Source organism: Nocardiopsis sp. CC223A (genome assembly GCF_030766825.1).
Lineage (GTDB): Bacteria > Actinomycetota > Actinomycetes > Streptosporangiales > Streptosporangiaceae > Nocardiopsis.
Window position 1 is genome coordinate 26,703 of sequence record NZ_JASFDV010000004.1, and the last position, 20,578, is coordinate 47,280.

Annotated in this window: 18 protein-coding genes; 5 read left to right on the forward strand and 13 right to left on the reverse strand. The window is 73.3% G+C overall.

Annotated features, from left to right (window positions below; genetic code table 11):
• Positions 1-3: 3 nt before the first annotated feature.
• From QJS33_RS02635 to QJS33_RS02665, 7 genes are all read right to left on the reverse strand, one after another.
• Positions 4-864 carry an SOS response-associated peptidase gene (locus QJS33_RS02635; protein WP_306366215.1) on the reverse strand — a complete coding sequence of 287 codons (861 nt, stop codon included), beginning with the start codon at positions 862-864 and terminating at the stop codon, positions 4-6.
• Between the two features lie 10 nt (positions 865-874).
• The gene (locus QJS33_RS02640; protein WP_306366216.1) at positions 875-1,903 is read right to left on the reverse strand and encodes a DUF3068 domain-containing protein; all 1,029 of its coding nucleotides are present in this window, start codon (positions 1,901-1,903) and stop codon (positions 875-877) included.
• Entirely contained in the window at positions 1,900-6,327 is a 4,428-nt protein-coding gene (locus tag QJS33_RS02645; protein WP_306366217.1) for an alpha-(1->3)-arabinofuranosyltransferase, read from the reverse strand. The genes QJS33_RS02640 and QJS33_RS02645 overlap by 4 nt, the downstream gene beginning before the upstream one ends.
• Positions 6,324-7,607: a glycosyltransferase family 4 protein gene (locus tag QJS33_RS02650; protein ID WP_306366218.1), complete on the reverse strand. Its 1,284-nt coding sequence runs from the start codon at positions 7,605-7,607 to the stop codon at positions 6,324-6,326. The genes QJS33_RS02645 and QJS33_RS02650 overlap by 4 nt, the downstream gene beginning before the upstream one ends.
• Before the next feature lie 238 nt (positions 7,608-7,845).
• Positions 7,846-7,986: a hypothetical protein gene (locus QJS33_RS02655; RefSeq protein ID WP_220565106.1), complete on the reverse strand. Its 141-nt coding sequence runs from the start codon at positions 7,984-7,986 to the stop codon at positions 7,846-7,848.
• Positions 7,986-9,788 carry a hypothetical protein gene (locus tag QJS33_RS02660; protein ID WP_306366219.1) on the reverse strand — a complete coding sequence of 601 codons (1,803 nt, stop codon included), beginning with the start codon at positions 9,786-9,788 and terminating at the stop codon, positions 7,986-7,988. Before QJS33_RS02660 ends, QJS33_RS02655 begins: the two co-directional genes overlap by 1 nt.
• A 30-nt stretch (positions 9,789-9,818) precedes the next feature.
• Positions 9,819-11,399: a GDSL-type esterase/lipase family protein gene (locus tag QJS33_RS02665; RefSeq protein ID WP_306366321.1), complete on the reverse strand. Its 1,581-nt coding sequence runs from the start codon at positions 11,397-11,399 to the stop codon at positions 9,819-9,821.
• Between the two features lie 541 nt (positions 11,400-11,940).
• On the opposite strand from QJS33_RS02665, the gene QJS33_RS02670 reads away from it, so the two are divergent.
• On the forward strand, positions 11,941-12,846 hold the full coding sequence (locus QJS33_RS02670; protein WP_306366220.1) for a hypothetical protein: 906 nt from the start codon (positions 11,941-11,943) through the stop codon (positions 12,844-12,846).
• A 46-nt stretch (positions 12,847-12,892) separates the two neighbouring features.
• On the opposite strand, the gene QJS33_RS02675 is transcribed toward QJS33_RS02670, so the two are convergent.
• Positions 12,893-13,408, reverse strand: coding sequence for an NADPH-dependent FMN reductase (locus QJS33_RS02675; RefSeq protein WP_306366221.1), 516 nt, complete (start codon positions 13,406-13,408; stop codon positions 12,893-12,895).
• Between the two features lie 642 nt (positions 13,409-14,050).
• Between QJS33_RS02675 and nagA the strand changes: the two genes are divergently transcribed.
• The 4 genes from nagA to QJS33_RS02695 all read left to right on the forward strand — a co-directional run bounded on the left by nagA (position 14,051) and on the right by QJS33_RS02695 (position 17,608).
• Positions 14,051-15,193: an N-acetylglucosamine-6-phosphate deacetylase gene (nagA, locus tag QJS33_RS02680; RefSeq protein ID WP_306366222.1), complete on the forward strand. Its 1,143-nt coding sequence runs from the start codon at positions 14,051-14,053 to the stop codon at positions 15,191-15,193.
• Between the two features lie 99 nt (positions 15,194-15,292).
• Positions 15,293-15,592 (forward strand): hypothetical protein, encoded by a 300-nt coding sequence (locus QJS33_RS02685; protein WP_306366223.1) that lies wholly within the window; start codon positions 15,293-15,295, stop codon positions 15,590-15,592.
• Between the two features lie 212 nt (positions 15,593-15,804).
• Complete coding sequence (locus tag QJS33_RS02690) at positions 15,805-16,773, forward strand: aldo/keto reductase (protein ID WP_306366224.1); 969 nt, start codon at positions 15,805-15,807, stop codon at positions 16,771-16,773.
• 163 nt (positions 16,774-16,936) lie between these two features.
• Entirely contained in the window at positions 16,937-17,608 is a 672-nt protein-coding gene (locus QJS33_RS02695; protein WP_306366225.1) for a hypothetical protein, read from the forward strand.
• 58 nt (positions 17,609-17,666) lie between these two features.
• On the opposite strand, the gene QJS33_RS02700 is transcribed toward QJS33_RS02695, so the two are convergent.
• The 5 genes from QJS33_RS02700 to QJS33_RS02720 all read right to left on the reverse strand — a co-directional run bounded on the left by QJS33_RS02700 (position 17,667) and on the right by QJS33_RS02720 (position 20,526).
• A complete protein-coding gene (locus QJS33_RS02700) occupies positions 17,667-17,927 on the reverse strand; it encodes a Txe/YoeB family addiction module toxin (RefSeq protein WP_306366226.1) in 261 nt (86 codons plus the stop codon).
• A complete protein-coding gene (locus tag QJS33_RS02705) occupies positions 17,924-18,199 on the reverse strand; it encodes a type II toxin-antitoxin system Phd/YefM family antitoxin (protein WP_306366227.1) in 276 nt (91 codons plus the stop codon). The genes QJS33_RS02700 and QJS33_RS02705 overlap by 4 nt, the downstream gene beginning before the upstream one ends.
• Before the next feature lie 135 nt (positions 18,200-18,334).
• Positions 18,335-19,123, reverse strand: a complete 789-nt coding sequence (locus QJS33_RS02710) for a class I SAM-dependent methyltransferase (protein ID WP_306366228.1) — start codon at positions 19,121-19,123, stop codon at positions 18,335-18,337.
• 92 nt (positions 19,124-19,215) lie between these two features.
• The gene (locus QJS33_RS02715) at positions 19,216-19,362 is read right to left on the reverse strand and encodes a hypothetical protein (protein ID WP_306366229.1); all 147 of its coding nucleotides are present in this window, start codon (positions 19,360-19,362) and stop codon (positions 19,216-19,218) included.
• 81 nt (positions 19,363-19,443) lie between these two features.
• Positions 19,444-20,526, reverse strand: a complete 1,083-nt coding sequence (locus QJS33_RS02720; RefSeq protein WP_372339569.1) for a serine hydrolase domain-containing protein — start codon at positions 20,524-20,526, stop codon at positions 19,444-19,446.
• Between the last annotated feature and the right edge of the window lie 52 nt (positions 20,527-20,578).

The window sequence follows — 20,578 nt, forward strand, 5'->3', positions numbered from 1 at the left end:
CGGTCAGAAAAGGGCGCCCGGCTCCGGACCGCCGCCCCCGGCGGCCAGCGGCGTGAGCAGGTCGGGGCGGTTGTTCTTGATGGTGTTGACGTCGGTGGACACCTCGTCCACGGTGAGCCGGTCCGCCGGGGTGTCGGCCATGATGTGCGTCAGCTCGTCGGGCCCGGTGCCCGGGTCCAGCCAGGCCGCCCAGTCCTGCCGGGGCACGATGACCGGCATCCGCTCGTGGATGTGCGCGAGCGCGGGGGCGGCCTCGGTGGTGATGACGGCGCAGCTCCACACCCAGCCCGCCGGGTCCTCCTCGGGGGCCTCGGGGTCGCGCCAGCGCTCGAAGATCCCGGCCATCGCCAGCGGCTCCCCACCACCGGGGTAGTGGATGGAGTAGGGCTTCTTGTCCGCCTTGGCCTTGCGCTTCCTGTGCTCGGGGTCGGTGGCGGGCGAGGTGCTGGCCTGGACGGTGCCGTCCCTGCCGATGAGCTGCCACTCGTAGTAGGCGTCGGCGGGCAGCAGGCAGCGGCGGCGCCGGAACGCCGTACGGAACGCGGGCTTGTCGGCCACGGTCTCGCTGCGCGCGTTGATCATCCGGTAGCCGATGTTGCGGTCCTTGGCCCAGGAGGGGATGAGCCCCCAGCGCAGGGTGTGCAGGGAACGCGGCCCGGGCGGGGCCGTGTCCCCGCCCTGCGGGGGTGGGCCGAGCACGGCGTACACCGGGCGGCCGGGCGAGATGTTGTAGTCCGGCTCCAGCTCCTCCAGCGGCGGCCAGGCGCGGGTGTCCACGTCCTCGCCGGGCAGGGACTCCTCCGGGAGGCCGAAGTCGAGCCGGAGCTGCTGTACGTTCCTGGACTGGGCATAACGACCGCACATGCGTCCGATCCTACGCCGACGGCACCCGCTCCCCGCCCGTGGCATCCGAATCCGCGGGCGCTCCCGCCTCCTCCGCGTCGCCGGGACCGTTCCGGTCCGCGTCCCGGGAGCGGTCGCGCAGGGCGATCACCCCCCCGGCGGCCAGCAGCAGGCCGCCGACCGGTCCCAGCGCCCAGGGCGCCCACGAGTCCAGGGAACGCAGCAGCAGCGAGCGCACCCGGGCCTGCTCGGCGCGGCCCACGATCTGGTTCTCCCGCAGGCCCAGTTCGGCGTACAGCAGGTACACCTCGCCGGGGGCGTTCTGCGGACGCAGTGTCTCCAGCCGCGCCTCGTGGGTGTTGACGACCGTGCCGGACACCGGCTCCACCCAGTAGGTGCGCATCACCTGTACCCAGCGCCCGGCGGTGACCGTGCCCTCCGCGCCGGGGGTGAACAGCCACGCGGGGACCTCGCGGGCCGACTCGGGCACCTGGGTCGCCGGGATCTCCTGGGTGTAGCGGCGCACGGTGATCCCGGCGACCTCGTCGGCCCCCTGGAACTCCATGACGGGCGCGGCCCGCACCTCGGCGTCGTAGAAGGGGTGGTCGGCCTCCCCCACCCCGGGGGGCCAGGAGAACACCAGCCCGGCCTGGCGGACCGCCCGGTCCCCGTTCACGTGCTCGCCGCAGCAGTTGACGGCGCGGCCGGTGCCCCGGTCGACGATGGTGCGACGGCTCCAGTGGTCGATCATCGCGCCCTCGACGACGGTGTCCACCGACATCTCCCAGGCCGACCAGTCCGGGCCGTGGGCCTGGGCGCCGACGGACGTGTTGCGGACGATCCGCACCCCGTCCACCCACACCCACCGGGAGGTGTCCAGGTACCCGGCGCCGTCGGCGACCATCGTCACCTCGAACCGGCCCTGGGCGGGCAGCACCGCCACCCGGTCGTACACGTACAGCGGCAGCATCGCGGCCAGGGTCAGCAGGAAGGCGCCGATCGCGGCCGGGAACGTGCCCCGGGGCAGGGGGCGCCGCCCCGCGGTGTCGTCCGCGCTCATGTGCGGGCCTCCTCGTGGTCGCTCTCCCGGCCGCCGGCCACCGGGTCGGGGCCGGAGCCGTTGCCGCTCCGCGGCCGGGTCCGGGGCCCGGACCGCTGTGCGGCCCCCGGACCGGAGGCGCTCCGACCGCCCGCCTTCCGGGGGTGGGCGTCCGCCCGGGACGGGTCGGGGCGCTGTCCCAGGGCCAGCACCAGGCGGGCCAGCGCGGGCAGGCACAGCAGCTGGGCGACCCAGCCGCGCAGGGGCCGGCCCACCAGGTCGGTGACGTCGTGGAACGGCATGTGGATCGCCAGGTGGGTGCCCACCGCCATCGACAGCCCGGCCAGCCCCAGCGACACCGCCACCGGCCATGGCCCGGCCAGGGAGGGCAGGACCCGGCCGCCCATGGACGGGCTCCCCGGCTTGGCGTGCCGGAGCCGGGCGGGCGCGCGGCGGCCCAGCCACCACATGCACAGCAGGATGACGCCGACCAGGGCGGCGCCGACCGCGCCGGCGACCCAGACCCCGTACACCAGGCCCAGCGGCAGCACGAGCCACCGCGACGGCCGGGCCGCCCCGGCCGCGGGCAGCGCGCGCGATCCGCGCACGGCCCCGGCGGCACCGCGGCCGCCCGGCAGCAGCCGACGCGGCCACAGGGCGGCGACCACCAGCAGTGCGGCCAGGACGCCGCCCGCGATCAGGGCCCGGTGGTAGGCGGCGTCGGGGGTGTAGGTCAGGGTGACCGTGCCCGCGCTGCCCTCGGGCAGCAGCCAGCCCTGCTTCCACCCCTCCAGCCGGATCGGCTCCAGCACCTCCCCGCCCTCCAGGCGGGCCTGCCAGCCCTCGTTGTAGTTCTCGTTGACGACGAGGAAGGAGTCGGCGCCGACGGCCTCGACGTCGAAGCGGCGCTCCCCGGGGCCCCACTCGTGAACGGTCGCGGGGGCGGTCAGGGAGACCTCGGGGCGCTCGGCCGCCGACTCCCCCGACGCCACCACGGCGGAGCGGACCTCGTACCGGTTGCCGGGGTCGACGACGATGCGGTTCTCGCCCTCCACCAGGTCCAGTGCGGTGCAGCTCTCGTAGCGCAGCGGCCGCCCGGTGAGCTGGTCGGCCAGGGTGCCGTCGCTGATCCGCGTCTCCACCCGCTGCCCGTTGACCCGCAGGGTGGGGCCCAGGCCGCAGGCGGTGGACGCGTCGCCGTCGGGGACCGGGTCGACCGGGTCCACGCCCGGCAGGGTGATGGTGCCGATCTCCAGGGCCTGGCCCTCGGGGCGCTCGAACGTGATCCGCAGCTCGTCGGCGACGAACGGCGCGAAGTCGACCCGGCCGCTGCCGTCCAGCCACCCCTCGCGCACGGTGTCGCCGCCCTCGACGGTGACCTTGATGGGGCGCAGCACGCTGTCGGCGCGCGGGAAGTCCACCGCGAGGTGGCCCAGCTCGACCGCCCGGCCCAGCTCGATGTCGAGCCAGGGGTGCTTCTCCTCGGGGTCGGGGTACCAGACGGTGCCCTCGTCGTCGTCCAGGGCGCCGCGGCCCATCGCCGCCGGGTGCTGCACGGCGGTGGAGGAGGAGGTGACGTACGGGTACGTCCCGGCGCGGTTGGCCGCGTTCTCGGCCTCGCGCGGGTCGGTGAGGACGACCTCGCCGGACACCGAGTGCGGGGCGGCGGCCGCGGCCCCCGACAGGCCGAAGGTGCGGTCCAGGCGGCGGGCGTCCTCGCCCTGCACCTGGAGGCCGCTGTTGCACACCCACACGTGGGAGCCCTCCATGCACCCGGGCGCGGTGCCGGTGGACCCGGTGAACAGCAGGGTCCCGGCGTCGGTCGGGCCGGGCACGCGCAGGGTGCGGGCGGGCTCCAGGCCGGGCACGGAGATGGAGGTGACGCCCACCCGGGTACCGAACCGGTATTCGGGCTCCCAGGCCAGTTCGTCCACCCGCAGCCGCAGGGTGGTGGTGGCCCCGGGCGGGACCATGACCTCCTGGGGGTCACCGGTCTGGGCGACCGGAGCGTCCACCTCGCCGGTGTCGGTGACGACGCTGATCCGGGAGGGCGGCGGGTCGTTGGCGAACTGCTCGAACGCGACCGTCAGGCCGGTGAGGTCCTGGGGTTCGGTGAACTCGACCTCGATCCACTCGCCCAGGGCGCCGGTGAAGGCGCTGGACCGCCACGAGGTGGTGAGGTCGTCGTCGAGCGCGGCCTGCGGGCCGTGCCCGGGGTCGCGGTCGGCGGCGCGGGCGCCCGCGCCCGCCTCGGAGGAGGAGGCGCGCACCGACGCGATCCCGATGTCCTCGGCGTGGGCGGTGTAGCCCTCCCAGGCCGGGTCGACGATGTCGGGTGCGGGCACGTCGCGTTCGAGTTCCTCGTCCTCGGTGAGGGTGGCCGACACGTTGCGGCGGACGTCGGGGTAGACGACCTCGCGGCGGCGGGCGGTGTCGGTGACGATGGTGTTCTCCGCAGGCACCTGCTCGGCGCCGGGGTCGTCGCCCAGCAGCACCGGCCGGTCGTCGGTGATCAGCCCCTGCTCGGCCAGGTACAGCAGCGACTCGGGGCCGCCGGTGACCCGGACCGCCTCGCCGGCGGGCACCACGCCCACCATCGGGGCGGCGTCCTCCACCTCGTAGATCGTCAGCGCCGGGTAGGGCTGGTCGAACCACTGCGAGGCGGAGTGGTGGTCCAGGGAGCCCATGGGCGCCCCGAACTCGGCCACCGGGGTGATGCCGGGCGAGGAGTTCAGCGCCTGGTGGACCCGGGCGGGCCAGCCGCCGTGGTTGTCCACGCGCTGGAGGTCGTTGCGGACCAGCAGGTGGGTGACGCCCATCCGGGCCAGGGTGGCGGAGAGCCCCGCCGAGCCCCGCCCGGAGGACACCCGCTGGTCGATCTCGTGGGTGAGCCGGGAGACGCCCCCCGAACCCCACGGGATGATCTGGTGGTTGGTCCAGGCCCCGTCGAGGAGGGGTTGCAGGGGCTCGTCCAGGGGGCGGCCCCACTCGTACTCCCCGCGCCCGGAGCCGGGCAGCGCCATGGTCATGCCGCGCTCGTCGGAACGGTCGTCGAGCCAGTCCACCGCCTCGCGCCAGTACCCGGGGATGGCGGTGAACCCGCCCGCCGGGGCAACGCCGACGGTGGCGATGGGGATGAGGGTGACCAGGAACGCGGTCGCGCACACGGCGGCCACCGTGCGCCGTACCCGGCCCGAGACGGGCTCGCCGCGCCGGTCGGCCCGGTCGCGGGCGACCACCACGGGCAGGTGCGCCAGGCCCAGCACCAGCGGCAGCCGGATGAGCGCGTCGAACTTGTGGACGTTGCGGAACGGGGCCAGCGCGCCGTCGAGGAGTTCGCGCATGGTCTGGGCGAACGGGCCGGTGAGGTCGCCGGTGTAGCCGGCGACGACGATCGCCGTGCCGGTGAGCAGGGTGGTGACCAGGAAGAGGCGTTCGGGGGTGCGCCGGTTGATGAGCCCGGCCAGGCCCAGCCCGGCGACCAGCGCGGTCACCGCGATCAGCCAGGGGGTGAGCGACAGGGCCGCGCCCGAGGGCAGCGCCGTGTTGCCCTGGTCCGGCAGGAAGCCCATCCAGTTGGAGGTGCCGCGCAGCGCGTTGAGCAGCGAGGTGATGCCGGTGGTGACGGCGGCGTCCTCGGTGTAGGGCATGAACGAGTACACGTACCGCGACATGAGCAGCAGCGGCGCTATGTACCAGAACGTGGCGGCGACCAGCGCGACCGACCACCAGAGGATCATCCGCCGCTTGCGCGGGCCGCGGGCGCGGGTGATCAGGTACAGGCCGGGGACGATGAGGACGGCCAGCTCCGAGGCGGCGTTGGTGCCGCCGCACAGCAGGAACGCCGCCCCCGACAGCAGCGCCATCCGGGCCGGCGGGTACCCGCGCCGGGCGCCCAGGACCAGCGGCAGCAGCACCCACGGCATGAGCAGCATCGGCTGTAGTTCGGCGGAGTTGTACGACAGCAGTGTCAGCACCCGGGGGGCCAGCGCGTAGGCGACGCCGGCCAGGATGCGGGTGTTGACGGTGCCGATGTCCAGCGCTTCGGCGACCTTGTACACGCCCAGGAACGCGGCGATCAGCAGCACCGCCATCCACGAGCGCTGGACGAGCCACTCGGGCATGCCGAGCCACTCCAGCAGCAGGTGGAAGGGCGCGTTCGGGAAGAAGTACCCGTAGGCCTGGTTCTGGATCTGCCCGAAGTAGGAGGCGTCCCACAGGTGCAGGGCGCGTTCCATGAACCCCAGGGGGTTGACCGTCAGGTCCAGCTTGGTGTCGCTGACGATCCGACCGGGGTCGATGCTGGCCGCCAGCGCGCCCAGGAGAAGGCACACCGCGAGGACCTTGAGCCGCCGCAGCAGCTTCTCGTCCACTCCCCCGGGGGCGGGGGACGGTGTCCTGGAATCCTCCGGTCCGCGCCTGGCGGTGGATTCCGCCGAAATCACTTCTCTGCTTCCCTGCCTGACGTCGTGTCGGGGGCGTCCGCGCCACCGGGGAGATCGAGTTCGCGGGCGACCAGGCGGGTCATCTCCGCGCCGCTGGCCTCCCAGGTGAAGCGGTCGGCCCAGGCCCGGCAGGCCCGGCGGACGGCGGCTCTGCGGTGGGGGTCGGACAGCTCCTTCAACGCCCGGGAGACGACGTCGGCCAGTTCCTCACCCTCGCGCACCAGCCATCCGGTTTCGCCGTCGCGGACCGAATCGCGCAGTCCGTCCACATCGTAGGCCACGGTGGGCACGCCCAGGCGTGCGGCCTCGATGACGGTCAGGCCCCACCCCTCGAACTCGGAGGCGGTGACGTGCAGGTGGCTGGAGGTCAGGACGCTGTTCTTGTCCTCCTCCGGCAGGAACCCGTGGAGGCGGACCCGGTCGGCGGTGCCGTCCCGGGAGATCTGCGCGGCCAGGTGCCCGCCCTCGGGGCCGCGGCCGACGATGTGGATCCGCAGCCGGGGGTACTCCCCCTCCAGGGTGCGGGCCAGGTCGGCGACCTGGGAGACGCGCTTCTGCACCACCAGGCGCCCCAGGCTGACGATCGCCGGGTCGCCCATGTCCTCGGGGGCGTCGTCCAGCGGTTTGAGGGGGCCCTGCACACCGCCGTTGTGGATGATCTCGATGGGCGCGCGCCAGCCCAGCTTCTCGCGCAGGGCGCGGCGGGAGGACTCCGAGACGGTGACGGTGGTGCAGCCGCGGTAGACCCACGAGGCGACGGTGGACTCGACGAACCTCCCGAACCATGCCAGCGGCGCCGAGAAGTAGGCGTTGAACTGGAGGTCGTGGACGTGGTGGACGACGCTGACCACCCTGGTGCGGCGGCGCAGCACCAGGCGGGACAGAAAGGGGATGCCGTTCATGCAGTCGAAGGCGAGCTGGTACTCGCGGCGCCACAGGGCGAGCCAGGCCATCACGCGCGGGTAGACGGTGAACCGGCCGCCCATGCGGCGGATGACGATCCCGTCCTTGGTCTCCACCCGGGCCTGGTGGGGCTCGCGGCTGGTGAGAAAGGTGACGATGGCACCGCGTTCGGCCAGGTGGCGGCTGATCCGCCAGGCGTACTCCTCGGCGCCGCCGGCGGCGCTCTGCCAGGGGTCGCGCCAGTTGATCATGACCAGGCGGACGCCGTCGAGCCGGGGGCCGGGGTCGATGGGGTCCTCCTCGGCGGCCGCCGGGACCGGGGCGGGGTTCGCGGTGACCGTGGGCAGGCCTCGGTGGTGGACCTTCGAGAAGACCACGCGCTCTCCTTCCGCGGGGTGTCCGGGACCCGGCGCGCTCGACACCCTCCGAATTCAAGACAACACGGAGAGCGATGGCGCACGGGAAGAGCGGTGCGCACGCCGAACAGGCCCATCGACCGGACGTCTGTGGGGATGGTGGCGGCCGGGACAGGGGACCGCCGGGGCGAGGGAACGGATGGGCGCCCCGCTGGGGGCGAGGCGCCCGAAGGACCTCGACGAACTCGGGCGGACCGGACTAGCGGTCGCCGTAGTTGTAGAGGGTTTCGTTCACCGGTTCCGCGGTGGCGGTGGACTCGGTGGCGATGTTGGTGACCATGTAGGCCGACCCGCCAGCCAGAGCCGCACCGATCACGCAGGCGGCGATTACCTTGATCACTAGGGGATCTCCTTCCGCGCGCCCGGACGCCGTTCGACGCCGGTGCGCTGGAACCCGAGACTAGAACCTGATCTACCTACAGACCAGATGATTGCCCCAACTGTAACTAACCCACAGGTAACTTCCAACCCCGGAATGTCCGCTTCTTCGGTGTTGATCGGGGCTTCGAGCACCTCCAACAGGGTCATATCAGGCCCCTCGACCACCACCGAGAACCCGTCCGCATCAGACCAGAACCGGTTATCGACCGGGGCGGACACCGCCACGTACCGCACACCCAGACCCGCCAGCGCGGCCGCGTCCAGGGACTCCGGCAGACCGGTCCGGGGATCGGGCTCCAGCACCCCGGCCGCCTCCCGCGCCCGCTCGTCCTCCCCGCGCACCACCACGGTCCCGCCGTCGGGCGTGCCCACCGCCAGGTCGTCGTTCCAGACGGTGCGCCGGTCGAACAGCCTGGTCGCCGGATCCAGCACCACCACGGGCCCACCCGACCAGTCGATCCCCCGGTAGGCGCTCCAGGGCAGGACCAGCACCGCCCCGGGCCGGTCGTCGGCGGCCACCGCCGCCTGCGCCGCCGACCAGTCCCGCGGATACTCCACCGGTGCCAGCGCCCCCCGCGCGCCCCAGAGCAGCCCCGGCAGCGCCACCACCGGCAGCAGCGCCAGACCCGCGACCGCGACCGCCCCCGCGATCCGCCCGGCCGCCGACACCCGCTCCCCGGTACCACGGACCGCCTCGCCGGCACCGGAGGCCGCCGCGGCCCCCACGGCGGGCCGGGAGAGCCACAGGGCCACCGCGCCCAGCCCCAGGGCCTGCACCAGCGCCAGGGGCGCCACGTAGAGCTGGCCGTCGCGCAGCGGCCCGAACCCCGGCCACAGGCCGATCAGCCAGGCGAGCGCGCCCCGGCCCGGCTCGGTGGCGCCCAGCAGGGCCACCCCGAACCCGAGCACCGCCGCCGCGGTCAGCCCCGGGCCGAACTCCGGACGGTCCCGGTACAGCCACCACGCCCAACCCGCGACCGCGGCCAGGCACAGTGCCAGACGCAGGGCCGCCGCCACCGGATCCCCGTACCCCGCCGGGACCGCGTGCGCGTTCCACACCCCGCCCAGCAGGAACAGCGACCCCGCCGTCCCCAACGGGGTGTCGGCCCGCGGCGCGAACGCCGCCACCCCGGCCGGGTCGGTCGTCGCACCCGCCGCACCCGCCGTCAGCGCAGGCACCAGCCAGGGCAGCGACACCACGGCCAGCGCCGCCGCCAAGAACCCGCCGCGGCGCAGTCCGCCGCGCCCCCACAGCGCCACCGGCCCCGCCGTCAGGGCGCTGAGCACCACCGAGGAGAACCCGCCCACCGCCGCCGGTACCAGCGAACGCACCACACCCGCCAACGGCCCGCGCGCCGCCCCCACCACCCAGGGCAGCCCGGCATAGCCCAGCAGCATCGCCCACTGGCCCAGCAGCAGGCGCTCGGCCACGAACGGGTTCCACACGTACGCCGCACCCGCCACCACCGCGGCCGCCGGGGACGGCATCAGCCGGGCCGCACCCGCCGCGCCCACGACGAAGACCGCCGCCAGCGCCAGCGACTGCACCACGCCCCCCGGCAGCACCCACGACAGCGCCGCCACCACGGCGTCACTGGGGATCGCCCGGGGGAACCCGTCCGCGCCGCGCAGCACCGTCGGCAGCGACAGGTCGGGCACGAACACCATGTCGTAGCGCAGCACGTAGCCGCGCCCCAGCGCCGGGCCCAGTGCGAGCACCGCCGCGACCAGACCCACCGCCCAGGGCAGCCAGCGGGACATGCGCGCCCTCCTCACCGGTACGACCACACCTCAGGGACGCGCCGTCAGGATCGAGTCGGAGAACCCTCCCTCGACGTAGTCGCGGTGGGACCGCACGACGATCTCGTAGTCGCCCGACACCGTCACCGTCCACCGCGACTCCGTACCGGTCGAGCCCAGGGTGCGCCACCCCTCGCCGCCGTCGGGACCCCGGTCGTCGCGCCGCTCGCACCGGGGCTCCCCGGGCGGCGGCGACACCGGCGGCTCGGGCTCGGGCTCGGGCCGGGGCGTCGGGGTCGGCTGCGGGCCGGGCGGCCGGGGGCTGGGGTCGCCCCCGTCCGGCGCCGGCTCCTCCGACCCGTCGTCGGGCGAGCGCGCCCCGTCGGTCGTGTCGGCCGGGGGCCGCCGGTCGTCGGCGAACGTGCAGTCCAGCGGCCGCACCCACACCTCGTAGTGGGTGGTGTCCTCCACCTGTTCCCACACCAGGGTGGAACCGCCGTCCTGGAGGCGGATCCGGTCGGGCCCCGGCGGCGGGTCCTCGCGCCACACCAGTTGGATGGGCTCGGAGGCCTCACCGGAGTCGCGCCCCTTGAACGGGATCACGGTGAACTCGTACCGGGCCCCGCTGAACAGCCCCTCCACCAGTGCCGAGCGCTTCCCGCCGTCCTCCTCGATCTCCAGCGGCAGCACGGTCTCGCCGTCGGGGTCGGGACCCACCCGGCGCTGGATCACCCGGTAGTCGGTCGCCCCCGGCACCGCCGCCCAGCTGAGCACCAGGCCGTCCTCGCCCTCCTCGGGTTCGGGCGCCGGCGCGGTCAGCGGACCGACCTCCGTCTCGGGCAGGGGCCGCGGGTGGGCCGGCCCCACCCCCAGGGGGTCGGCGAGCGCGTCGGCGAACGCCGCGGCGATGCGCAGCTCCCCCCGCGCGTTGGGGTGCGCCTGGTCCCAGTTGTCCCGGGCGGGCGAGTACCCGTCGGCGACCCGGGCGATGACGACCGGGGAGTCCGCCGAGGTCAGCTGCTCGGCCAGGGCGACCACGCCCATGTTGAAGCGGGCGATCTCGGAGTTGGCCCGGGCGTCGTCGGCGGTCCCCTCCACCGGTGGCAGCTCGCCCACGACGAACCGCGTCTCCCCCCGGACCACGCGCACCGTCGAGATGGTCTCGCCGACCCCCTCCAGGGCGCGGTCGGCGCTGCCGCCGGCCAGGATGTCCTCCAGGCCGGAGAGCAGCAGCAGGTAGTGCGGCTCGTACTCGGCGGCCAGCAAGGACACCTCGTCGGAGAGCTCGCCGGCCGAGTGCCCCCAGCGGGCGGCGTGGTCGCGGTCGAAGTCGGGGGCGGCGTAGGAGTCGTCGCCGAACTCCTCGCCGGCCAGGTCGTAGAGGTCGTCGTAGGGGCCCACGAAGTCGACCGCGACCTCGCTCCCGGTCAGGTGCCGCCACAGGTGGTAGCGCCAGGTGTGGTCACCGCTGCTGCCCTGGGTGAGGGAGTCCCCGACGACCATCACCTTCAGTTCGCCCGGGGGCGGCCCGGGCACCGGGAGCGGACCGTCGGCGGCCGGGCCGTCCTCCCCGGTCAGCCCCGGGGAACCGACCTGGATGAACAGCAGGGTGACGGCCATCGCCGCCAGCATGACGCCGAGCAGGCCCAGGGGTCCGGGTTCGAAACGGGGGGTCCCGGAACCCCGGTGGCGCCAGGCGGCCAGTCCGCGCCAGGTGAGCGTGCGCCAGCTGACGTCCTGCCAGGTGAGGGTGCGCCAGTGGGCGAGGCGTTCGGCGAGCGCGGCGCGCAGGGCGTCGCGGCGGCGGGCGAGCGTCTCCCGCAGCGGAGCCCGGACAGCACTCGACTCGGCTCCGCCCTCCGCCGAAGAGGATGCGGAGGCGTCCTCTTCGGGCTCACCCGGCTCCCGCACCGTTCCCCAATTCCACCGCCACAGCGGTATCGGAACGTGTTCTATATCAACACCCGCCGCACTCTCTACCTGCGGTAAGGGGTGACGGGCGCGACACAAAGCTGGCCACACCAGACTAGAACTGGTTATATGGAGGCCGTCAACCCGAGCACACCCCGTCCAGGAGGAGAGGGCCGCAGAACACGACGTTAGCGGCACCCCGTACCCGGCGCGACACCCCCCTCCCGCCCCCGCCGCCCTCCCCGATCCGAAAGGCGCATCCGTGATCGGACTCGTGGTCGCCCTGCTGGCCGCCGTGGTCTACACCGTGGGCCTGACCGTGGAGCAGCGGGCGCTGCACGGTTCGGAGTCGATCTCCGTCAACCGCCCCCTGCACCTGGCCCGCGTCCTGTTGGGCAACCCCCGCTGGGTGCTCGGCTGCGTGTTCGCGGCGCTGGGCAGCGTCGGCCTGATCGTCTCCCTGGGCCTGGCCCCGGTGTCGGTCGTCCAGCCCGCCTTCGCCGCCGGGGTGGCCTGCGGCCTGCTCGTGACGACCCTCGTCCTGGGCGAGCGCATCACCCGCGGCGAGTACGTCGCCCTGGGCCTGATGCCGGTGGCCCTGGGCCTGCTGGGCCTGTCCACCGCCGACGGCGGCGAGACCGGCACCACCGCGCACACCCCGCTGCTGGTCGGCGTCAGCGTGACCACCGTCATCGCCTGCGTCGCCGTGATGGCGTTCGTCGGCGGCCGCGGCCGGTACGTGTCGGCCGCCGCCATGGGCGCCGCCGCGGGGCTCGCCCAAGGCAGCGCCGGGCTCCAGGGCAAGGGCCTGGGCGGGCTGCTCAGCGACCACGGCCTGTGGAACGCGGTCGTCCCCGCGCTCCTCTCCCCGTTCCCCTACCTGTACGCCCTGGGCTGGGCGGTGGGGATCGTGCTGTTCCAGACCTCTCTGCAACGTTCCCGGGCCTCGATCACCGCACCGGTGTCCAACGTGGTCGGGAACGTGTTCATGGTCGTGGCCGGCACCCTGCTGTTCGGCGAGGACCTGCCCGACGACCCGGTGCTGCTGGGCCTGCGGATCGGCGGCTTCGCCCTGACCCTGGTCGTGGTGGTGCTGGTCCGCGGCAACGTGGCCCGGGCCGAGGCCGACACCAGCCGCAAGCGCGCCGCCTCCCTCGTCGAGGGCTGACACGGCGGCGCCGGGACCCCGGACGGGCCCCGGCGGCCGGCGGATGTCAGACGGCGACCGAGACGGCCCGGCGCAGGCCCGGGGCGGCGACGTCGGCCCAGGCGCGCACCACGCTCTCGGGGCGATCGGTCTCGTCCTCGGCCAGGACCAGGCCGGGCTCGGCGACCCAGGCGCCCAGGTCGGCCAGGAGGACCCGCAGGTCCTCCTCGATGCCGCGGCTGTTGCGCAGGTCGTCGACGATCGCCAGGGGCACCGCGACGGTGTGGCCCAGCCCCAGCTCGGGCAGGCGGTCGAGGAAGACCTTGAGCAGTCCGGTGTAGGTGCCGTGCGCCTGCGGGGAGGCGACCAGCAGGACATCGCTCTCGCTCACCTTCTCCAGGGCGCCGTCGACGGCGGCGGAGGAGTCGGAGAGCAGCTCCGGGCCCAGGTCGCCGAGGTCGATGACCTCGGGGGCCTCGGTGACGCCGGCGCGGGCGGCGACCTCGGCGGCGGCGGCCAGGGCGGCGGAGCGGACGGAGGCGCGGGAACGGGGGGCGGCGACGAGCACGGTGAAGCGGGTCATGCGAGAACTCCTGGGTTCGGTCAGAGCGAGCCGGGATCGACCGGAGGAACCGTCGGGGCGGTGATCGGGACCTGGTTCCCCGACAGTGGGGACTGCGGTTCGGTGACACCGGAGAGGACCGTCGTTCCCCTTACCGACACGGTGCGCGGACCTCGTCGTCCAAGACGTGGTGTGTCGGGTCTGGCAGGGGTGCTCCCTCGGACCGATGCACGGTCCGGGACCCAGAACTGGGAGAAGATGAGCGTCCGGTGTCTGCGAAGGTCGGACCACGGGGTACACCCGTGGCGCGGGGCGCGAGGCCCCGCTTGGCGCTAGCTACGACAGAGCGCGCTCGCCTGCTGTCGGAGATCGACGTGCAGGCGCTGGACAAGCAGCTCACCGGCGGACATGCCTCCATCATGGGGCGACGCGGCCGCTATCGTCAATGCGTACCGGCGACCCGCCCGGGATCCGTTCCGCCCCGGATCGGACGGTCCACCTTTCGGACAGGCGTCCCGAGGATCGGGATTTCCCAGCTCCGCAGGGGGTGTGCGGGCCGGAGCGGAGGTGCACGGTCCGCTTCCCGGCAGCCCGGTCACGCGAATGTAATGTGCGACACACATGCCCTGCGCACGGGGTTCGACGCGAGAGAGAGTCACGAACATGGTGCACGACCCCGTCACGCTCACCGGCGCGCGAGTGGTCACCCCCGACGGCGTCCACCGGGGCCGCGTCCGGATCGAGGAGGGCCGGATCGCCGCCCTGGAGCCCGACTCCGCGGACACGCCCGCCGGAGAGGTCCGTGATCTGGGCGGGGCCTGGGTGACCCCGGGCCTGGTCGACGTCCACGTGCACGGCGGGGCCGGGCACGCCTTCCCCGACGCCGACCCCGAGGGCGCCCTGGCCACGGTCCGGTTCAACCGCTCCCGCGGGGTGACCGCGATGGTGGGCGGCCTGGTGGCGGCCACCCCGGAGGACACGGTCCGCCAGGTGGCGGCGCTGGCCGAGCTGTGCGACGCGGGCGAGCTGGCGGGGATCTACCTGGAGGGACCGTTCATCGCCAGGTCCAAGTGCGGCGCGCACGACCCGGACCTGCTGCGCGACCCGGACACCGCCGAGTTCGACGCCTGGCTGAAGGCGGGCCGCGGGCACGTCCGGATGATCACGGTGGCGCCTGAGCTGCCCGGCGCCCTGGACCTGGTCCGGGCGGCCGCCTCCTCCGGAGTGGTGGCCGCGGTGGGGCACACCGAGGCGTCCTATGAGACGACGCTGGCGGCCGTGGACGCGGGCGCGACGGTGGCCACCCACATCTACAACGCGATGCGCCCGCTGGGCCACCGCGACCCGGGCCCGATCGCGGCGCTGCTGGGCGACGAGCGGGTGACCGTGGAGCTGATCATGGACAACGTCCACGTCCACCCCGGGGCGGCGAGGCTGGTCTTCGCGGCGGCGGGCGCAGGGCGGGTGTCACTGGTGACCGACGCGATGTCGGCGACCGGGCTGGGCGACGGCGAGTACACGCTGGGCGACCTGCGGGTGCGGGTGAGCGGCGGCGAGGCGCGCCTGGTGGAGACGGGGGCGATCGCCTCCAGCACGATCGTGCTGCCCCAGGCGGTGCGCAACGCCGTGGAGGGCCTGGGCGTGGACGTCCCGGAGGCGGTGCGCTCGGCCTCGTCGGTCCCGGCCGCGGCGCTGGGGCTGTCCGGTGCGGGCCGGGTCGAGGTCGGTGCGCCCGCCGACCTGCTGGTGCTGGCGGACGACCTTTCGGTCGCCGAGGTGCTGTACCGGGGCGAGAGGGTGGAGTAACGGCGTGTCGCCACAACACTCCGTTGTCGCTATAAGACGCTGGGTGACAATGGCGGTGGGACACCGACCCGGTTCCGTGACGTGAAAGGACCCACCGCCATGATCCGACCCAGACAGGAACAGGAGACCTGTGCACCCTCGGAGGAGCGCGGGCACCTGGACAAACTCGCCGATGAGCTGTCCCGTTACGACGTCCGCGCGGACGTGGTGGACGATCACGGCCCCTGTCTGCGGGTGAGCAACCCGGCGTCCACCTACGCGGTCGAGGACGTGATCTGTGAGCGTCGGGAGCACGACTACGCCTTCATCGCCTCCTTCGGCGTCCATCTGGGCAGCAGCGGCAGCCTCGGGGTCACGGCGCACAAGATCGCCTGGCTGGTGGGCGCCACGAAGGCCTGACCACTCGGCGGCGGGGCGGTGCCGGACCGGCACCGCCCCGCCGCCGTGCGGGGTCCTCCCCCGGCCGCCCCTTACGACGTAGATTCCTTTTTGCGCCCTATGTCCGACTGGAATCCGATGCGTCCCAATGGTCACCTGATTGGCCCTTTCCCCGCATACAGCCGGGGTCTAGGGTTCCGCACGGACACCACATCGAGGAGAGGGAGCGCTCCATGGAACACATCGCGTTCGGCCGGACCGGACTGCGGGTCTCCCCCATCACCCTGGGGTGCATGAGCTACGGGGCGCCGGACCGGGGCACGCACCCCTGGACCCTGGACGAGGAGGCCGCCCGGCCCTTCATCCGCCGGGCCCTGGAGATGGGGATCAACTTCTTCGACACCGCCAACGTGTACTCCGACGGCACCAGCGAGGAGATCGTCGGCCGCCTGCTCAAGGAGTACGCGGACCGGGACGAGATCGTCCTGGCCACCAAGGTGTTCGGCCGGATGCGGCCGGGGCCCAACGGGGGCGGGCTCTCCCGCAAGGCGATCATGACCGAGATCGACCACAGCCTGCGCCGCCTGGGCACCGACCACGTCGACCTCTACCAGATCCACCGCTGGGACCCGGACACCCCGATCGAGGAGACCGTCGAGGCCCTGCACGACGTCGTCAAGGCGGGCAAGGCCCGCTACGTGGGCGCCTCGTCCATGTACGCCTGGCAGTTCGCCAAGGCCCTGAAGGTCGCCGAGCTCAACGGCTGGACCCGGTTCGCGAGCATGCAGAACCACTACAACCTGCTCTACCGGGAGGAGGAGCGGGAGATGCTGCCGCTGTGCGCGGACGAGGGCGTCGCCGTGCTGCCGTGGAGCCCGCTGGCCCGCGGCCTGCTCACCCGGGAGTGGGGCACCGAGACCGAACGCACCAGGGGCGACGCCTTCGGCGGCACCCTCTACCGTGACGGCGACCGGGAGATCGTGGACGCCGTCGGCGCGATCGCCAAGGAGCGCGACGTGTCCCGGGCCCGGGTCGCCCTGGCCTGGCTGCTGCGCAACCCCGTGGTGACCTCGCCGATCATCGGCGCCACCAAGCCCCACCACCTGGAGGACGCGGTCGCCGCCCTCTCCCTGGACCTGACCGACGACGAGGCCGCCGCCCTGGAGCGCCACTACACCCCCCGCCCCGTCGTCGGCCACTGACGGCCCGCCTCGGCGGTCGCCCGGTCCCGGGTGACCGCCGCCGGCGAGCGGCACCGGCGAGGGGGCGCAACAGGTGGGCGATCTCCCGCCGGCCGTCCGATTCCGCCGCGTCCATGACGGACACCGTTCCCGAGACGTCGTACGGCGGGACCATAATCGGCGTATGAGCACCCCCTTCGACGGGCTGAACCCCGAAGACGTCCTCGGCGAGGTCCTGGAGAACCTGCGGACCCAGGTCGCCCTGGGTCTGCGCACCTTCGACGAGATCGTCGCGCACGAGGTCGAGGACTACGTCATCGACGGTCTGGAGAACTACGTCTTCGAGCCCCACCTGCTGCCCGAGGCCGACAGGGAGCAGACCCGGGCCTGGCTGGTCTCGGTCCTGGACGCCGAGTTCGCCGCCCACCTGAGCGCCCAGGGCGAGGACGGGGAGCCCACCGACGCCGAGCGGCTGACCGCGGCCTTCGAGGAGCTCGACGCCGCCGGGATCGTCGCGCGGGAGAGCTTCGAGTGCTGCAACAGGTGCGCGTACACCGCCATGCCCGGGGAGATCTCGTCCGCGAACGGCGAGCGCGAGGAATCGCCCCCGGCGCACGGCTTCGTGTTCTACCACGCCCAGGACGCCGAACGCCTCCGGCCCTACCTGGGGTTCGGCGCCGTCGGGACCACCGGCGCCGAGGCCGAGAAGGCGGTCGGCCGCGAGATCGTGGAGACCCTGCGCCGCCACGGCCTGGCGCCGGAGTGGAACGGCGACCCGGAGATGAAGATCCTGGGCCCCTCCCTGGTCCGCCGGCGCACCGGCCGCCTGGCCGACCACCCGAGCCGGAGCACCTGATCCGGCACCGCGACGACCTGGGCCACCCGGTCCCCTGCCGGACCGGGTGGCGAACCCGTCACCCGTAGTGGTAAAGCGTCTGAACGATCCTCACCTCGTTCTCGGTCACCCGGTAGACGATGCGGTGTTCATCCGTGATGCGGCGCGACCAGTAGCCGGAGAGATCTCCCTTGAGGGGTTCAGGCTTGCCGATGCCCTCGAACGGTGCACGTCGCACCTCTTCGATCAATCCGACGATCCTGCGGGCGACCTTCTTGTCCGCCTCCAGCCAGTAGCGGAAGTCCTCCCACGCCACCGGGTCGAACCGGACATCCCTCACCGGTCCTCCGCCATATCGGAAAGTTCGTCCAGGGTGACGTCGACTTCCTCGCCGCCGGCCTGATCACGGGCGATCGCCGCCAGCAGGCGGGAGGCATTGGCGGGGGAACGCATCAGGTAGACGGTCTCCATCCAGCCATTCCAGTCCTCTTCGCTCATCAGGACGGCGTTGCCGTGCTGGCGAGAGGTGATGTGGATGACGTCGTGATCCTCCTGGACCTTCTTGATCAAGGGGTAGAGGTTCGCTCTGGCCTCGTTCGCGCTGATCGACATGACCCTCCTCTTGACTCGTACGGCTTTACCGTACCAGGTGGACTCGGTTCTGGAAGTCGATCAAAGCGAGGACCCGACACCGTGTTCCTGGTCCGTCGACGGCGTCGGGGAACCGGCCGAGCATCCGGGCCCGGCTCAGCTCCGCTCTGGAACGGTGACGCGGATCTTCGACTGCCCGTGCGGCAGCTCCTCCCAGTCCTGCATGAACCGGGCGTGCAGCCCGTGCTTCTCCGCCAGGGCGACGAGCGTCTCCGTGCGGTAGTAGAAGTCCTCCCGCAGCACGTGGTGCTCGGCCCCCTCGGTGCGGTCGAACGTGAAGTCGAAGAACCCGCCGGGGGCGAGCACCCGCCCCACGTGCGCCAGGCACTCGTCGATGACCTCCAGGGGCGAGTGGGAGAACACGCTGTGCGCGTGCACCACGTCGAAGTACCCGTCGGGCAGGAAGTCGAAGGTCAGGTCCCGGACCAGGGTCAGGTGCGGCAGCTTGGCCTGCAACCCCCTCGCGGTCAGCGTCTCCTTCGCGGAGATGAGGATGTCCGGGGAGATGTCGATCCCGTAGTACCCGCCGGCGTCCAGGTGGTCGATGAACCGCCATCCGGCGCGCAGGTTGCCGCAGCCGATCTCCAGCAGCCGGTGCCCGGGCAGCAGCCCGTGGCCGACCAGGTAGTCGAACTGCATCCGGCCCAGCTCCAGCCACCGCTCCTCGTTGCGGCTGCCCACCGCCGCCCTGGGGTCCCGGGCGGTGTCGGCGGCCATCACCGCCCGGTAGTAGGAGACGTGGTCGCGGTGTCGCAGCCGCAGCCCCAGGTCACGGGCGGAGCGGCGCAGATACGGCCCCATCTTCCCCGGATTGCGCAGCGCGTAACGGACCTTGTGCAGGAAAGAAGCTCGATTTCGGTCCAAAGGGGCAGAGGACGTGGACATCGCGAGGCTCCCATCGAACGGGGACGGAGAAGTCCCCGACGTTACCCACCCGACCGGGTGAACGACAGGAGGCAGCCGGTGCCGGTCTCGATTCAGTGCCGGTCGCGGACCAGCCGGATCACCCGGCCCCCGGCCCACATCACGCCCACGACCAGTCCCACGCCGACGAGCGCGCCCACCACGGGGCCCGCCGGTTCCTCCGGCCCCTCGGCCGCCAGCCGCCCGGGACACGATCGCACCCAGTGCGACCACCAGCGACACGGCGATGACCGGCAGGCCCCCGGCGCGGGCAGGTCGTCCGGTTCCGCCTCCGGTCCGGCTCACATCCTCAACAGGATCTCCCCCATGCGCGCCGCCACATCGGCGTCCTCCAGGTCCCACTCCCCATCCCTGGCGACCGCCCCGGTCGCCCAGAACGCCATCGGCCCGCCTGGCACGTGCAGCATCTCCGCGTAGGCCGCGCCGTTCCCCCCGTTGTGCCAGGCCACCGTCCGGCCCTCCGCTTCGAGGATCACCCAGCCGTACCCGTAGTGCGAGGTCCCCTGGGTGTCCTCGGCCACGTGCGGCGTGAACATCCGCTCCAGTGCCCGCTCCGACAGCACCGCGCCCCCGTCCAGGGCCCGGTGCCAGGCCAGCATGTCCCGCGCGGTGGACAGCATCCCGCCGTTGCCCCGCAGGTTCCAGTACGGCCCGTCGTCCGCCCACGGCCGCTCGTACGGCCGCCCCACCGAAACACCCTGGGCGTCGTACTCCACCGCGACCCCGGCGTCGTCCCACTCCGGCAGCACGTACCCGGTCCGCGTCATCCCCGCGGGCCCGAACAGCGTCTCCGCCAGGAACCCCTCGTACGACCCGGCCACCACCTCGATGACCGCCGCCAGCAACCCGTAGCCGACGTTCGAGTACAGGTAGCCCCGCACCGGCTCCGCCGCGGCCGCCGCCGCAACGAACTCCTCCCGCCCGAGCGGCTCGTAGTCGTCCCCCAATGCGTCCGGCAGCCCGCCCGTATGCGTCAGGAGCCGGTGCAGGGTCACCCCCTCGGGCGCCCCGGGCAGGAAGGCGTCCACGGGGTCCTCGACCGACAGTTCCCCGTCCATCTCCAGCCGCATCACACCGGCCGCGGTGAACTGCTTGGTCACCGAACACACGTCCCTCGCGGTGTCCATCCCCACGGCCACCAACGGATCGCCGTCCGCCGCCACCACACTGACCTCGGGCCCCTCGGGGACCAGGTCCGCCAGCCGCTCTTCCGGACTCCTGGACGCCCATCGCACCGCGGCCCCACCGCCCACCACCGCTGCCGCTGCCGCGACCCCTCCCCCGATCAGAAACCCCCGCCGAGACCGCATCCCCACGCCCTTCCCCGTCGACGAACGCAGGAGCAGGGCGCGGACCCCCATCATGCCGACAAAACCGCACCCCGGCCAGAAACCGGCGCCAGCACACAAAAAGGCG

What these genes read in the sequence shown, in the direction of transcription:
- QJS33_RS02635 (WP_306366215.1), bottom strand. Translation starts at nt 864, where the DNA reads ATGTGCGGTCGTTATGCCCAGTCCAGGAACGTACAGCAGCTCCGGCTC.
- QJS33_RS02640 (WP_306366216.1), bottom strand. Translation starts at nt 1,903, where the DNA reads ATGAGCGCGGACGACACCGCGGGGCGGCGCCCCCTGCCCCGGGGCACG.
- QJS33_RS02660 (WP_306366219.1), bottom strand. Translation starts at nt 9,788, where the DNA reads ATGTCCCGCTGGCTGCCCTGGGCGGTGGGTCTGGTCGCGGCGGTGCTC.
- QJS33_RS02665 (WP_306366321.1), bottom strand. Translation starts at nt 11,399, where the DNA reads ATGCTGGCGGCGATGGCCGTCACCCTGCTGTTCATCCAGGTCGGTTCC.
- QJS33_RS02675 (WP_306366221.1), bottom strand. Translation starts at nt 13,408, where the DNA reads ATGACCCGCTTCACCGTGCTCGTCGCCGCCCCCCGTTCCCGCGCCTCC.
- nagA (WP_306366222.1), top strand. Translation starts at nt 14,051, where the DNA reads ATGGTGCACGACCCCGTCACGCTCACCGGCGCGCGAGTGGTCACCCCC.
- QJS33_RS02685 (WP_306366223.1), top strand. Translation starts at nt 15,293, where the DNA reads ATGATCCGACCCAGACAGGAACAGGAGACCTGTGCACCCTCGGAGGAG.
- QJS33_RS02690 (WP_306366224.1), top strand. Translation starts at nt 15,805, where the DNA reads ATGGAACACATCGCGTTCGGCCGGACCGGACTGCGGGTCTCCCCCATC.
- QJS33_RS02695 (WP_306366225.1), top strand. Translation starts at nt 16,937, where the DNA reads ATGAGCACCCCCTTCGACGGGCTGAACCCCGAAGACGTCCTCGGCGAG.
- QJS33_RS02705 (WP_306366227.1), bottom strand. Translation starts at nt 18,199, where the DNA reads ATGTCGATCAGCGCGAACGAGGCCAGAGCGAACCTCTACCCCTTGATC.
- QJS33_RS02710 (WP_306366228.1), bottom strand. Translation starts at nt 19,123, where the DNA reads ATGTCCACGTCCTCTGCCCCTTTGGACCGAAATCGAGCTTCTTTCCTG.
- QJS33_RS02720 (WP_372339569.1), bottom strand. Translation starts at nt 20,526, where the DNA reads ATGATGGGGGTCCGCGCCCTGCTCCTGCGTTCGTCGACGGGGAAGGGC.